Here is a 13,666-nt window from a genome sequence, read left to right as displayed (position 1 = left end):
TTTTTTTACTCCAATGCGGTTTTAATTTTGCGCCAATGAAGAGGGCTTGACGGGGGGGGTAGCGAATTTAATAAAAGTCTAACTATATTGGTTGCGGAGGTGGAATCGTGCATCCCTTGCACCAAAAGATCATTGCCGAGAACCACCGGCGGGAAGAATGTTTTCTCTCACCCTATGCTTGCCCCAGCCGATTGGGGGTTCGTTTTAACCCGGAGGCGGAGAAGATTCCTGATGCCGAGAATATCCGTCCGGCTTTTTTCCATGATACCGACAAAATCATTCATTCTTTGGCTTATACCCGTTATATTGATAAAACCCAAGTCTTTGCCTTATTTGATAATGACCATATTACCCACCGGGTTTTACATGTCCAATTTGTGTCGAAGATTGCGCGGGTGATCGGCCGTTGCCTGCGTTTGAACGAAGATTTGATTGAGGCGATCGCCCTTGGTCATGATCTGGGGCATACGCCTTACGGCCACGACGGAGAACGCTTTCTCAATCAACTCTGTATCGAGGCGGGAGTCGGCTTTTTTTGCCATAATGCCCAAAGTGTCCGTTTTCTGATGGAACTGGAGCGGGGCGGGGAGGGTTTAAACCTGACGCTTCAGGTCCTGGACGGGATCTTGGCCCATAACGGCGAGATGCTTAACGAGCGCCTTATTCCAGTGACCGGAAAGACTACGGACCAGTTTCTGCGCGAGTACGAAAACTGTTTCCGGATTCCCGGCTACAGTAAAAAGATCTACCCCATGACCTTGGAAGGTTGTTTGGTACGGATCTGTGATATTATTGCCTATATCGGTCGGGATATCGAAGATGCCATTACAGTTGGTTTGATCAAACGGACGGACCTTCCCCCGGACATTGTCCGTGTCCTCGGAGACCGCAATGACCGGATCATCAATACTTTAGCCCTGGATGTGATTGAACAGAGCTACGGGCAGAATTACATCGGGTTCAGCAAAGATATTTACCGGGCCCTGCAGGATTTGAAAGCATTTAATTATGAACATATCTATTACCATCCGCTGGTTAAAGAACAGGACCGGAAGATCCAAGGTTTGTTCCAATCCCTTTTCCACCGGTATGTGCAGGATATTGAGGAGCAGAATTTTTCCTCGCCGATTTACCGCCACTTTTTGGAGAACATGAATGCGGAATATCGGCAAAAAACCCCGCCGGCGCGGATTGCCGCCGATTTCATTGCCGCCATGACCGATGACTTTTTCAATCAACAGTTTAAGGACCTCTTTTTCCCAACCAGGTTTGGTTTGAAGATCCACGATCAAAAGCGGGATTAGCCTTGACGAACAAATGTTTGCTATGGCAGAATTAAAATGGATGTCGTCAGGCAGGAGGGGCGGAGATGAGCGGAAGGCAAAGACGGAGGATTATCCATCTGGATATGGACGCATTTTATGCCGCCATCGAACAGCTGGACAATCCGGCCTACCGTGGCAAGCCGGTGATTGTAGGCGGCTTACCCCACGAACGGGGGGTGGTTTCCACATGCTCTTATGAAGCCCGGAAATATGGTATACGATCGGCCATGCCCTTGCGGGAGGCCGCCCGCCGCTGCCCCCACGGGATCTTTGTTCCGGGACGGATGCAAAGATACCGGGAGGTTTCCGCGGCCATCATGAAACTGCTCCGGGAATACACTCCCCTGGTCGAGCCCCTTTCCTGCGACGAAGCCTTCCTTGATGTCACCGGATCGGAGCCGTTGTTTGGACCTGCGGAAACAATTGCCCGGCAAATCGTCGACCGTATTGCCGCCGAATTGCAACTTTCTGCGTCGGTTGGCGTTGCTCCGAATAAATTCTTGGCCAAACTGGCGTCGGATCTGAAAAAACCTAGGGGTTTTGTGGTGATCGAAGAGGAAGATGTGCTTTCCTTTCTCGCCCCGTTGCCGATCAACCGGATCTGGGGGGTGGGCCCGAAAACCACCACCCAATTACAGAAAATGGGGCTCAAGACCATCGGCGATCTGCAGGAACTTTCCCTGACTTATCTCCGGGAGAACCTGGGGGATCTCGGTATTAATCTCTATCGTTTGGCCCGCGGGATTGATGACCGTCCGGTGGAAACGGATATGGACATAAAAAGTATCGGCCACGAGACTACCTTCCAAGAAGATACCGCCGACCGGGAGTTCCTTGAGGAGACCCTCTGGTACCTTTCGGAAAAGGTGGCCCGGCGCCTCCGCCGTAAAGGCCTGGTGGGAAAGGTGATCACCATTAAACTGCGGGATCATGATTTCCAGACGATTACCCGGCAGACCACCCTTTACCAAGCGACCGATTTTGAAGAAGTAATCTATCAAACCGCCCGCCAGCTGGCGGAGGCGAACGCCTGGAGTGGGAAACCCCTGCGCCTCATCGGAGTAAGCGTCTCCGGTTTGCAAACCCGTGAGAACAGCCAGGCGCCGTTGTTTACCGAGTCCGCCGATACGGATCTCCGCGCTTTACACCAGACCCTCGACCGGATTCGGGAGCGTTTTGGGGAGAATGCCATCACCCGGGCGCGTTTTTTAAAATAAGCGCGTTACAGTCTGTTCAGTTGAGGATTAGGAATAAACACCACTCTCCTGGGGAGGATAACTAGTTAGGATATGAATCCAACCCATGGGAGAGGTGGCCAAACTGAAGCGGGCAAGGCTAATCTTGGTTTTCTGTTTTTTGTTAATCGTCGGGCATCGAGGAGCCGCCGAAACCAATCACGAGTGGATGATCCGGATCAACATCCCGGCGAGCACCTTGGAATTGCTCCGTGCCGGCCAAGTGTGGCGCCGGTTCCCGGTTGCCGTCGGCAAACGGTCCACCCCGACGCCGCTCGGCCGCTTTACGATCGAGGTGATTATCGAAAATCCCACCTGGTACCCGACGGGCCGGTCTCCGATTCCGCCGGGGGCGGATAATCCGCTGGGCCGCTACTGGTTGGGTTTAAGCCTTAAAGGTTACGGGATCCATGGGAATAATGATCCGCTCTCCATCGGTAATCCCCAATCCAACGGCTGCATTCGCATGCACAACCAGGATGTGGAGTTTTTGGCCGGGTTGGTGCGCGTCGGAACACCGGTGGAGATCGTTTACCAGACCGTAAAGGTGGAGACGGCCGGCGATAAAACCTGGTTAACCCTTTACCCCGACTATTACCGGCGGTTTACCCGGGTCCAGGAAGAAATTTTAACCGCTATCGACCAGCGGGTTTTACGGTACCCGGTGCATTGGGATGGCCTGTGGTGGTTACTGGAGGACGACCGGCCGCAAGTGATTGAACTTCCCCGCGAACTCCGTTTGGTGTTGGACGGGAACGCTTACCCGGAAACTGCTTTTCTCTGGGGCGACCAGGCTTTTCTCCCGGCGACGCTGGCCGGTTTGTGGGGAGAAATAAGCACCGCACCCTATTTAGAACTGATGGAATTTATGCGGAACCGGGCGGGGCAAGTCTACGCCGTCTTCGACCAACAAAAAAAGGTGATCAACCTTCATACGTTACGCATCTACTACAAGGGCCGCTTGTTTCCCAGGCGCGGCTGGTTTCAAGATGAACCCTATATCCCTCGTGAACTGGCGGAACTTCTGGTGCAGGATTGCGGGCCCCCGGACCGGCCGGAGCTCTTATGGGCGAGTGCCGAAGAAGACCGGTGGGTCCCGTTGTCAACGCTCACTGCGTGCTGGCCAGAGCTTAAAGTAAACTTCGATGCTGCCGAGTGGGTGCTTACGCTTGGGCTTTAGGAAACAGAAAAACCGCCCCCAAAGAACGGGGGCGGTTTCTGCCTTCTTTTAACCCTAATCCAGGATTTTTTCCAAAGCCATGGCGGTCAGTTCAATCCGGGCAAACTCTTTAATTCGTTCCCAATCCCGCGCCAGAATGGCCCCGCTTAAATCTTTGGTGATCCCGAGATAACCGGAGAGGGCGCTGGCGAGCCGGTCGCGGCTGACGCTATCAAGGTAGGACCAGTCTTGAACGAGGATAGCTTCGGCTTCTTCCGCCGTCAGACCAATCTTGAGCAACTGGTCATAGAGCTCTCCTTTGATCCCTTCTTTGACTTTATCCCAGTTGCCGGCCAAGATGGCTGCGATCTGTTCCGTGGTGAGGCGTCCCTTTACCAAGGCGCTTATGCGGCTTAAGAGGTCGGATTTATTTACTTCGCCGAAGGCTTTGACCACGGTTGGTTCGTCATTGCGGTTGTAATAGATGGTGATCTGGTCATCCTTGGTTAAGGTATCGACGGTTGTGGTGATGTTGTTCCGGAACACCACGGCTTCCGGGGGGATCACTGCGATTTCGATTTCACCGTCGCCCTCCGGGCGGACGGTGATGAGATTTGTTCCGGCTTCGGGCTGGCCGATCACTTGACCGCGGACGGTTTTCAGGTTGAGTAATTGTTGGAGCATCCAGGCTGTATCGGCCCGGCTGGCCAGGCGGCTCGGATTAAAGTCGGGTCCATAATACCTGGGTAACAACCCCAGTTTGGCCGCCATTTCGATTTGGTAAAAGGCCCAGTAATCCGCGGCTACATCGGAGAAAGTCGGAATAAACTCGACGGTGTAATGCTCTTCTTCGGTTCCGAGCTTTAGGAGCCGGGTCAGCATGACCACCATCTCCGCCCTGGTGACCGGTGCTTCCGGTTTGAAACTACCGTCCGGGTACCCGGTGATAATTTTGGCTTCGGCCAAAGCCGCAATATAATTTTCGGCCCAGTGCCCTTTCGCATCGGGGAATTGGCCTTGGTCACCGGCCGCGTTAAGTCCGTAGGCGACCGCCAGTGTTTTGGCCAGTTCAGCCCGGGTGATGCTTTGGTCCGGGCGAAAAGTACCATCAGGGTAGCCGTGAAGGATCCCTTGGGCAATGAGGTTTTTCACGCTATCTTCCACCCAGTGCCCGGCGACATCAGCCGGCACGGCTTGGACGACCGGAGTTACCAATAAGAAGGTTAAAAGCAACAGAAGGGAAAGGATTAAACGGTGACGTAAAGAAAACATTGCTGTTCACTCCCTTGGTTTGTCGAACTACACCTTCTAAATTCGCGGATGCCAATGGGTATCCTTTATGTAAATCTTGGCCCGCTTGGTAAGGGAAAAAAAGAAAGGATTTTCCCGTCAAAGCTGGAATTAGTTAAAGTCGGAAAAGGAGTGGCGGCTTTGCCCGAGATTTTTTCGGTTTCACAGGTAACACAGTATATCAAACGACTGCTCGAAAATGATGTAGCCCTGCAGCAAGTTTGGGTTTGTGGCGAGATCTCCAATTTTACCCTTCATTCTTCGGGGCATATGTACTTTACCCTTAAGGATGATGCTTCCCGGCTCCGGGCGGTGATGTTTAAGCGGGAAAACCAGTGGCTTAAGTTCCGGCCCTACGACGGGTTGGAAGTGATTGTCTGCGGCCGGATTGGCGTTTATCCAAAAAGCGGCGAATATCAACTTTATGTTGAAATGATGGAAGCCGCCGGAATGGGTTCGCTCTATCTGGCTTTTGAGCAGTTAAAGGAACGCTTGGCTCAAGAAGGGCTCTTTGCTCCCGAGCGAAAAAAACCGATCCCCCGTTTACCCCGGAAGATCGGGGTGATCACTTCCCCGACCGGGGCGGCGGTGCGCGACATTATTAAGATTTTACACCGTCGTCATGCCCGGGTGGATATCCTGGTCATACCCGCCCAGGTGCAAGGTGATACGGCTCCGGCCAGTTTGGTGGCGGCCTTGCAAACAGCCGGGCGTTTAACTGATTTGGATCTGGTCATTATCGGGCGGGGTGGTGGTTCCGCCGAAGAGTTGTGGGCTTTTAACGACGAAGGTGTTGCCCGCGCCATTGCCGCCTGTCCCCATCCGGTGATCTCTGCGGTGGGGCACGAAACCGATTTTACCATTGCCGACCTGGTGGCCGATCTGCGCGCCCCGACACCGTCCGGGGCCGCTGAACTTAGTGTTCCGGAGGTCAATGAACTGCGCAACCGGATTAAACTGTGCACCGATAACCTGTATGCTTTATTCTCCCGGCTCTGTGCGCGTAAACGCGCCCAGCTCGAACGGTTGGCTTTTCATCCGGTTTTACGCCATCCGGACCGGATGATCGTGGCGCGACGGCAACAGGTGGACGAAGGAAAGGAAGAATTGGTCCGCCGGATGCGGGTTGTGCTCGAGGAACGAAGGAAGGAATTGCGGCGGAAGATGGAACAGTTGGAGATGGTCAGTCCACTGGCGGTACTGAACCGCGGTTACAGTATATGCTTCCGGGAAACTGATGGTCGGTTGGTGCGGGAGGCGGCCGAGGTGGCGCGGGGTGAACAATTACGCATTACCTTCCGCCGTGGACAAATCCGCACCAAAGTGGAAGAAGTGGAAGAGGATGTGACGACATGGGCGAAAAAATAACGGAGAAGACATTTGAAGAAGCCTTGGCTCGCTTGGAGTTTATTATTGACGAATTGGAAAAAGGGGAGTTGAATCTGGATGAAAGTTTAAAACTATTTGAGGAAGGGATCGCTCTCGCGCGCCATTGCAATGCCAAACTCGACGAAGCCCAGGGCAAGGTGGAACTCCTTTTAGGCATCGAAGACGGCATGGCTAAAACGGCCCCATTCCAACCGGAGGAGGAATCAGTTTGAACCTGCCGGAACTTCAATTTTACAAAGAAAGGATTGAAGAAGCCCTTGATTCATACCTGCCAAGTGCTTCCTGCACCCCGGAAATTATCCATGAAGCAATGCGCTACAGCGTTTGTGGCGGCGGGAAAAGGCTCCGGGGAGCGCTGGTGTTGATCGCCTGCGAGGTGGCCGGTGGACGGTGGCAAGATGCCATGCCTGCGGCATGTGCGTTGGAGATGATCCATGCCTATTCCTTGATCCATGATGATCTCCCTTGTATGGACGATGATGAGCTGCGCCGGGGCAAACCCACCAACCATCGGGTGTTCGGTGAAGCGATTGCCCTGTTGGCAGGGGATGCCTTATTAACCCAAGGGATCGCCACCATGCTTAATTATATTCCGGCCGGTCTCGAACAGGCCTACCACCGGGCTTTGCAGGAATTGGTCGCGGCCAGTTGTACGCAAGGGATGATTGGCGGCCAGGTGTTGGATCTGGCCGCGGAGGGAAAGAAGCTGACCCTCGAGGAGCTCAATCAGATCTACCGCTGGAAAACCGGTGCCCTGATCCGGGCGGCCTTGCGCATGGGGGCCCTGATTGGCAAAGGTGAACCATGGGTTCTTGAAGCATTGACTCTATATGGCGAAGCTCTTGGTCTTGCTTTCCAGATCACCGACGATCTTTTGGATCTGGAAGCCGATCCGCAACTCCTTGGTAAAATGGTGGGCAGCGATTTAAGAAAACAAAAAGCAACCTATCCTGGTCTTGTCGGGATCGATGAGGCCCATCGGTTGGCGGCGGAAGAGATTAACCGGGCATGTGCAGCCCTTGCTCCTTTAGCCGAGAACGGCAAAGTCCTCATCGAACTGGCAGAAGCGGTTCTGAAGCGAAACTACTGAACACAACACAACATAACCTTACGCACAAGTCTTGTTAAGGTTGAAGGAGGAAAAAATGGGCGGATTTTCAGAAAACACGGTCTTTTGGAGCGCATTCCTCGCGTGGTTGGTAACCCAGGTTCTAAAGGGGTTATTGTTCCTGATCAAACAGAAAAAGTTGGATTTCCGTCGCTTTGTCGGCGCAGGGGGGATGCCCAGTTCCCACTCGGCGTTTGTGTCGGCGTTGGCGACGGGTGTCGGGCTGACCGACGGCTGGGCGTCAACCAATTTTGCCCTGGCTTTGGTCTTTGCTTTAGTGGTGATGTATGATGCGGCCGGGGTGCGGTTGGCCGCCAGCAAACAGGCGCAGGTTTTGAATAAGATGGTGCAGGAGCTCTTTGGGGAACGGGAGTTTCACCATGAACGATTGAAAGAATTGATCGGCCATACTCCGGTGGAAGTGATCGTCGGATCTTTGCTCGGGGTCTTTTTTGGCTGGTGGTTGGTGGCGGCAAAATAAATTTTAAAAAGTTCGTGTTATGTGTTATAATGTATGGTACACAGAAGATGGTGTAGTATCCTAGTCGGAAAGTCGTTTCGAAGACGGGCCTAAAAATCCGTCAAGGGCACATCGATGAAGTCCCTGGTGCTAGCCGCTGACGCCCAGTCGGGGGCGGTGCTGGGGGTTAAGGTAACGGGGCACCCCGCAAAGGCATGCGGGCGAAGACCCCTTACCGCGGAGACCCAAGTGCGTGGGGAAGCTTACGGGCCTAACTACGGCTTGGGATGGGAACCTGCATACGGTGTGGAAGGAGCTTTTACGCTCACGAAATATCGATGCAGTGTAGCCTGCCTTGAGGTGGGGTGGCGAGGATAACGGGTACCAAGTAATGTTCTTGAAGGCCTGAGAACATTGCTCTTTGCCGTTTGAAACCCATCCTGCAAAAGAGGCTAGAAACGATCCTTTCCGTTGAGGAAAACTCCTAGGCTATTCCCACGGGGGACAATTATTGGGGATTGCGGTGTGGACTAAGTGGTGATCCAGTTTTACCGGCGGCGACGCGGTAAGGTGTTCATAAAGGGAAACCGCCGGGACGGTGACGTTCCGGAGAACACCGGGAAAACCTACTGGACCTTAAGCCACAATGTTTACCCAATAATTGACCATCTTCGTATACATACGGAAATAGAGTAAATAGAGTAGATGAACGGAAACAGAGCGAGCAAAGTGAAGTTGGGGGAGTTTGTTTGGCGGGCGCTTTTCGAGTCGGAATCCTGACTTTTTTTTTGACTATTTCCATTTCGGTCTTGTTTCAGTTGACCCAAGCCCGGACCGCCTTATGGGTTTCGATCTTAGTTTTGCTTGCCGTTATTTTTTTAGGCATCATCTTTGACATCGTTGGAACCGCCACCACGGCCGCGACCGAAAAACCCTTCCATGCCATGGCCAGCGACCGGGTACCGGGGGCCAAAAAAGGTGTTGAGTTGGTCCGTAAAGCGGACCAGGTGGCCAACTTTTGTAACGACGTGGTCGGCGATATCTGTGGGACGGTGAGTGGCTCGATTGGTGCTGCATTGGTCATTAATTTTGTGGTCAACCATGATTTGGTGGCGTACCGTGATTTGATCTCCCTGTTGGTGGTGGGGTTGATCTCCGCCCTGACAGTCGGCGGAAAAGCCGCCGGTAAAGCCTTTGCCATCAGAAATTCCACCATGATCTTGCTTAATGTGGCCTTTCTCCTGGAGAAAGTTGAAGTTCTGTTTGGCCGGCGGCCGCAGCGGGGGAAGAATAGAAGAATAAAGAACAAGACTTCAAAATAAGAGTGGGGTTTTATGCCAGATGCTTGCGGACCGAAAATTGCCTGAGGATTTAAAGAAAATGTCCTACACCGAACTGGAGGATTTGGCGGCCGAGATCCGGAATCTTCTGATTGAAACCGTCGCCAAGCGAGGCGGTCATCTTGCGCCCAATTTGGGCGTGGTCGAGCTCACCTTGGCGCTGCATAAAGTATTCAACAGCCCGGAAGACAAAATCATCTGGGATGTGGGGCATCAATCTTATGTCCATAAGATTGTCACCGGCCGGTGGCAGGATTTTCACACCCTCCGGCAGCGGGGCGGGATCAGCGGTTTTCCCAAACCGGAGGAGAGCCCCCATGATGTCTTTGCAACCGGGCACAGCAGTACTTCGATCTCGGTCGCCCTTGGCCTGGCGAAGGCCAGGGACCTGCGGGGCGAGGATTATAAAGTGGTGGCGGTGATCGGTGATGGTTCACTCACCGGCGGACTGGCCTTTGAAGCCCTGAACAATGCCGGGCACTTAAAAACCAATTTAATCGTTGTTCTTAACGACAATGAGATGTCAATCGCGCCGAACGTGGGTGCGCTTTCCACTTATTTGAGCCAAGCGCGCCTCAACCCCACCTTGTATAAATTCCGTGCCGACCTCGAACAGTTCATCCAGAAGATCCCAAAAGTCGGGGAGACCACTTTTCGCTATTTGGACAAAATAAAGGACAGCTTAAAATACATGGTCATCTCCGGCATCCTCTTTGAGGAACTCGGTTTTACTTATATCGGCCCGGTCGACGGGCATAATCTACGACAGTTAACGCAGACGCTCACGGATGCCGCACACCGCCAAGGACCGGTTCTTATTCATGTGCGGACAAAAAAAGGAAAGGGTTATCCCCCGGCGGAAAAAGACCCCATCCGTTTCCATGGTGTGCCCGGGTTTGAGGTCAGCACCGGAAAACTGCCGAACCACAGCGGACCTCCCACTTACACGGAGGTGTTCGGGGCCACTTTAGTGAAGGCGGCGGCGGAGGATGAGCGGATTGTGGCCATTACCGCGGCGATGACGGAAGGTACCGGCCTCCGGCAGTTTTCGCAAGCCTTCCCCGCACGCTTTTTTGATGTGGGGATTGCGGAAGGACATGCCGTGACGATGGCCGGCGGTCTGGCACGGGCCGGGATGAAGCCGGTGGTGGCCATTTACTCCACTTTTCTGCAACGGGCATTCGACCAGATTCTGCATGACGTCTGCTTGCAGAGCCTTCCCGTTGTTTTTGCCATTGACCGGGCCGGGGTTGTCGGGGAGGACGGGCCAACCCACCACGGGGTCTTTGACCTTGCTTATCTTCGCATGATGCCCGGGCTGACGATTATGGTGCCGAAGGACGAAAATGAGCTGCGCCAAATGCTCTTGCTCGCCTTGAAAATGGACAAACCGGTAGCCATCCGCTACCCCCGTGGCCAAGGCACCGGCGGCAGCCTCAGTACGGTCCAGGCTTTCAAGTCTGGGGAAGCAGAAGTACTGAGAGAAGGTGACGATGCGGCAATTCTGGCCCTTGGTCCGATGGTGCACAAAGCGATGACGGCGGCAGATCTCCTGAAAAACATAGGGATACATTGTGCCGTGATTAATGCCCGTTTTGTCAAACCCTTGGACCAGCAGACTATTCTTGATTGGGCCCGGCGGGTTCCCCACCTCATTACCGTGGAGGACCATGTGTTAACCGGTGGTTTTGGGTCGGCCGTCTTGGAATTACTGGCCGAAGCGGGAATCCAACACGTACAGATTACCCGTCTGGGGTATCCGGATCAATTTATTGAAACCGCGACTATCCCGGAACTCCATGAACTTTATGGCTTAACGGCGGAAGGAATCTTCCGGTCGGTCGCCGGTCGCCGCTTGACGTTGGCAAGCGGAAAAAAATAAGGGGTCGAGTGGTATTTTCTCCCTGACATAAATTTGGCACAAGCAGGAAATTGTATTCTCAAATTAGCAGGAATATTTCCCCAAACGTCGAATGTGATAATAAAATTTTATTCAACCATTTTTTTTGTCCTTAAATCCAAGGGAGGGAGCTTTTCGTAAGCATTTGTTCGTTTCTATCTGCAACTGGGTTGGAAATTGGCTTAATGGTCATTCTGCTGGCCGGAGACTAAAATTGCCGTCGGTATTACCTAAATTACTCTGGTAATTCGAAAATGTTTTGGTCCCGTACCATGATCCCTACTGTTATTACTAATTGATTAGGAATGAACATAATGAAGAAAAAACCATTAGTCCTGGGATTAGTGGCTGTTCCGATTGTTTATTTAGCAGGAGCCTATTATTTGTATCGTAAAATCCTTTTTCCGATCCTCACCCGAAAGGAATTTTTAACCTATATTTTTGTGGTTGTCTCCATTTTCCTTTTGTTGCTTTCTTATTCGTTCTACTACCTGTTTACCTTTCGGCAACAGCTTAGAGAGCATAAGAACCGGCAGAAAAAAAGCTTTTCCCAACTGAAAAAGGCAAACGAAGGGGCGCTTAAAGCCTTGCTCCATGCTTTAGAGTGCCGGGATCATGACACTTGGGATCATTCGACGCGGGTGGCGGCCTACGCCACAGCCCTGGCCGAACAAATGGGACTTTCCCAATCCGAACTGAAAAAGATTGCTTTGGCCGGTTACCTTCATGATATTGGCAAAATTGGTGTCCCCGACCGGATTCTTTTGAAAAAAACCAAACTGCTTCCCGAGGAATGGGAGATGATCAAACGCCATCCCGAATTGGGTTATGATATAATACATGAGCTTGATTTCCTTAATGACGCCGCGGATATAATTCTGCTTCACCATGAGCGTTATGATGGCACCGGATATCCTTTGGGATTAAAGGGTGAAAAAATCCCTTTATTGGCCCGTATTTTTGCGGTGGCCGATGCATTGGACGCCATGACCAGTGAACGTCCTTACCGGGCCGCCCGTTCGATGGAGGAGGCCTTTACCGAGGTGCATAGCCTGGCGGGCGTCCAGTTTTGTCCGGAATGTGTAAAGGCTTTGGAAGAATTGGGGATTGAGAAGCTCTCCCGAATTCAGCAACGTGTCAAAAACCAGGAAATTATGAAATTCCGGCTTGAGGACTTGGTCCTTTGTTCTGATTTTTACTAAAAAAACAACAGACCCGCCAGGGTCGTCTTTTTTTGGAGAAAACCGATTCGGCCATGAGCCGATCTTTTTTCGACCGCGTTTTTTGTGGCCCAAGCTGAGGACCGGGAACGTATACTGGCCGGCAAGAACTGGCGGCGCTGCTTGTTGACGGCAATATGCCGGTGACCATGACGCCAGGGTTTACCGCGCGCTTTAAACCAACAGAAGAAGAATAGGAGGTTGTCTAAATGGAAGAAAAGCAGGGGATGGTAGAGACCGAAAAGCAAGTCGATGCGCTCTTGGCCGAAGCCGACCGGTTCCTGACGACCGCCGAGCAAACTCAGGACCCGACTGGTGTTTATGAAAATTGCCGGGCGGCGGTGGGTAATCTTTTGCTTGCTTATCTTTTGGCCCGGGGAGAGGTTGAAAGCCCGTCTGCCGATTGCACCATCAAACAACTTTGGGCAATATGTATCGCCCGCGATTCGGAAGTCCTTCTCCTGGCGGAAAATATCGGCTTATTCCTGGATGAAGCTGGTTCCGTCGCTACCGCTGAGGAAGCGGAGACAATTTTGGATGCGGCGAATGAAATTTGGGACTTTATCTTTGATTCTTTTCCAGAATGAAGAATCGGGCGAAAGGAGCTTCAGTTAATTCTTTGGTTAGCCTTGTCAAAGGGATTAAACTGTGGTAAACTTTAAGTATTCGAAGAAGCTGTGGAAGAAGGAGTGGGTTTTCAACCCACTTTTTGTCTTGTGTCCATAATTATTCAGGAAAAAGGAGCGTACATATGGGGCAAGGTTTAAAAGAGATCCTTTGGAAACTGGCGGAAAAAGTCGGCGCGGAACTAAATTACGAAGTAGTGGATGTGGAGTTAACGCGGGAAGGAGCACAACGGCTCCTCAGGGTGTTCATCGATCGCCCTGAAGGAATTGGGATCAATGACTGTGAGATGTTCAGTAAACGGCTAAGCGCCGTTTTGGACGAGGAAGATCCGATTCCCACCGCTTATCTTTTAGAAGTATCTTCTCCCGGCTTAGAGCGGCCTTTGACGAAACCAGAACATTTTCAACGCTTTGCCGGTCAGGGTGTAGAGATCAGTCTTTTCGCCCCCTTGCAGGGAAAGAGGAAGATCAGAGGCCGTCTGAAAGGCTGGTCCGCTCAGCCCGAGAGCCAGGTCAGCGTGGAAGTAAACGGCGTGACCTTGGATATACCATGGGAAATGATAGCGAAAGCTCGTTTGCAGATTATAGATTGAGGACGAGTTAAGGGGAGGATA

13 protein-coding genes are annotated in these 13,666 nt (G+C 52.3%); 12 read left to right on the top strand and 1 reads right to left on the bottom strand.

The genetic code is table 11. The features are described from left to right. The first annotated feature begins 107 nt into the window (after positions 1-107). The 3 genes from G5B42_RS09975 (at position 108) to G5B42_RS09965 (ending at position 3,740) form a co-directional block, all read left to right on the top strand. Complete coding sequence (locus G5B42_RS09975; RefSeq protein WP_181340325.1) at positions 108-1,304, top strand: deoxyguanosinetriphosphate triphosphohydrolase family protein; 1,197 nt, start codon at positions 108-110, stop codon at positions 1,302-1,304. A gap of 65 nt (positions 1,305-1,369) precedes the next feature. Further along, positions 1,370-2,542 (top strand): DNA polymerase IV, encoded by a 1,173-nt coding sequence (gene dinB, locus G5B42_RS09970; RefSeq protein ID WP_181340324.1) that lies wholly within the window; start codon positions 1,370-1,372, stop codon positions 2,540-2,542. 94 nt (positions 2,543-2,636) lie between these two features. Then, entirely contained in the window at positions 2,637-3,740 is a 1,104-nt protein-coding gene (locus tag G5B42_RS09965) for a L,D-transpeptidase (protein ID WP_181340323.1), read from the top strand. Positions 3,741-3,794: 54 nt separating this feature from the next. On the opposite strand, the gene G5B42_RS09960 is transcribed toward G5B42_RS09965, so the two are convergent. Next, positions 3,795-4,991 (bottom strand): S-layer homology domain-containing protein, encoded by a 1,197-nt coding sequence (locus G5B42_RS09960; RefSeq protein ID WP_181340322.1) that lies wholly within the window; start codon positions 4,989-4,991, stop codon positions 3,795-3,797. 150 nt (positions 4,992-5,141) lie between these two features. Here G5B42_RS09960 and xseA point away from each other — a divergent pair, with 150 nt between their 5' ends. The 9 genes from xseA (at position 5,142) to G5B42_RS09915 (ending at position 13,645) form a co-directional block, all read left to right on the top strand. Then, positions 5,142-6,377, top strand: coding sequence for an exodeoxyribonuclease VII large subunit (gene xseA / locus G5B42_RS09955; protein ID WP_407926911.1), 1,236 nt, complete (start codon positions 5,142-5,144; stop codon positions 6,375-6,377). Continuing rightward, positions 6,362-6,610, top strand: coding sequence for an exodeoxyribonuclease VII small subunit (xseB, locus tag G5B42_RS09950; RefSeq protein WP_187350997.1), 249 nt, complete (start codon positions 6,362-6,364; stop codon positions 6,608-6,610). Before xseA ends, xseB begins: the two co-directional genes overlap by 16 nt. Next, on the top strand, positions 6,607-7,488 hold the full coding sequence (locus G5B42_RS09945; protein WP_181340320.1) for a polyprenyl synthetase family protein: 882 nt from the start codon (positions 6,607-6,609) through the stop codon (positions 7,486-7,488). The genes xseB and G5B42_RS09945 overlap by 4 nt, the downstream gene beginning before the upstream one ends. A gap of 55 nt (positions 7,489-7,543) precedes the next feature. Next, the gene (locus G5B42_RS09940; RefSeq protein WP_181340319.1) at positions 7,544-7,987 is read left to right on the top strand and encodes a divergent PAP2 family protein; all 444 of its coding nucleotides are present in this window, start codon (positions 7,544-7,546) and stop codon (positions 7,985-7,987) included. Positions 7,988-8,754: 767 nt separating this feature from the next. Beyond that, positions 8,755-9,288, top strand: a complete 534-nt coding sequence (locus G5B42_RS09935) for a hypothetical protein (protein WP_231133457.1) — start codon at positions 8,755-8,757, stop codon at positions 9,286-9,288. Between the two features lie 19 nt (positions 9,289-9,307). Then, positions 9,308-11,188: a 1-deoxy-D-xylulose-5-phosphate synthase gene (gene dxs, locus G5B42_RS09930; protein ID WP_181340317.1), complete on the top strand. Its 1,881-nt coding sequence runs from the start codon at positions 9,308-9,310 to the stop codon at positions 11,186-11,188. Positions 11,189-11,520: 332 nt separating this feature from the next. After that, positions 11,521-12,408 (top strand): HD-GYP domain-containing protein, encoded by an 888-nt coding sequence (locus G5B42_RS09925; protein ID WP_181340316.1) that lies wholly within the window; start codon positions 11,521-11,523, stop codon positions 12,406-12,408. A 227-nt stretch (positions 12,409-12,635) separates the two neighbouring features. Beyond that, positions 12,636-13,013, top strand: a complete 378-nt coding sequence (locus G5B42_RS09920) for a hypothetical protein (RefSeq protein WP_181340315.1) — start codon at positions 12,636-12,638, stop codon at positions 13,011-13,013. A 164-nt stretch (positions 13,014-13,177) separates the two neighbouring features. Next, positions 13,178-13,645 carry a ribosome maturation factor RimP gene (locus tag G5B42_RS09915; RefSeq protein ID WP_181340314.1) on the top strand — a complete coding sequence of 156 codons (468 nt, stop codon included), beginning with the start codon at positions 13,178-13,180 and terminating at the stop codon, positions 13,643-13,645. Positions 13,646-13,666 lie beyond the last annotated feature (21 nt).

This window comes from Capillibacterium thermochitinicola (assembly GCF_013664685.1).
GTDB classification, from domain to species: Bacteria; Bacillota; UBA4882; order UBA10575; family UBA10575; genus Capillibacterium; species Capillibacterium thermochitinicola.
Note: the sequence above shows the minus strand (reverse complement) of the source record. Positions and strands in the feature narration are given on the sequence as shown.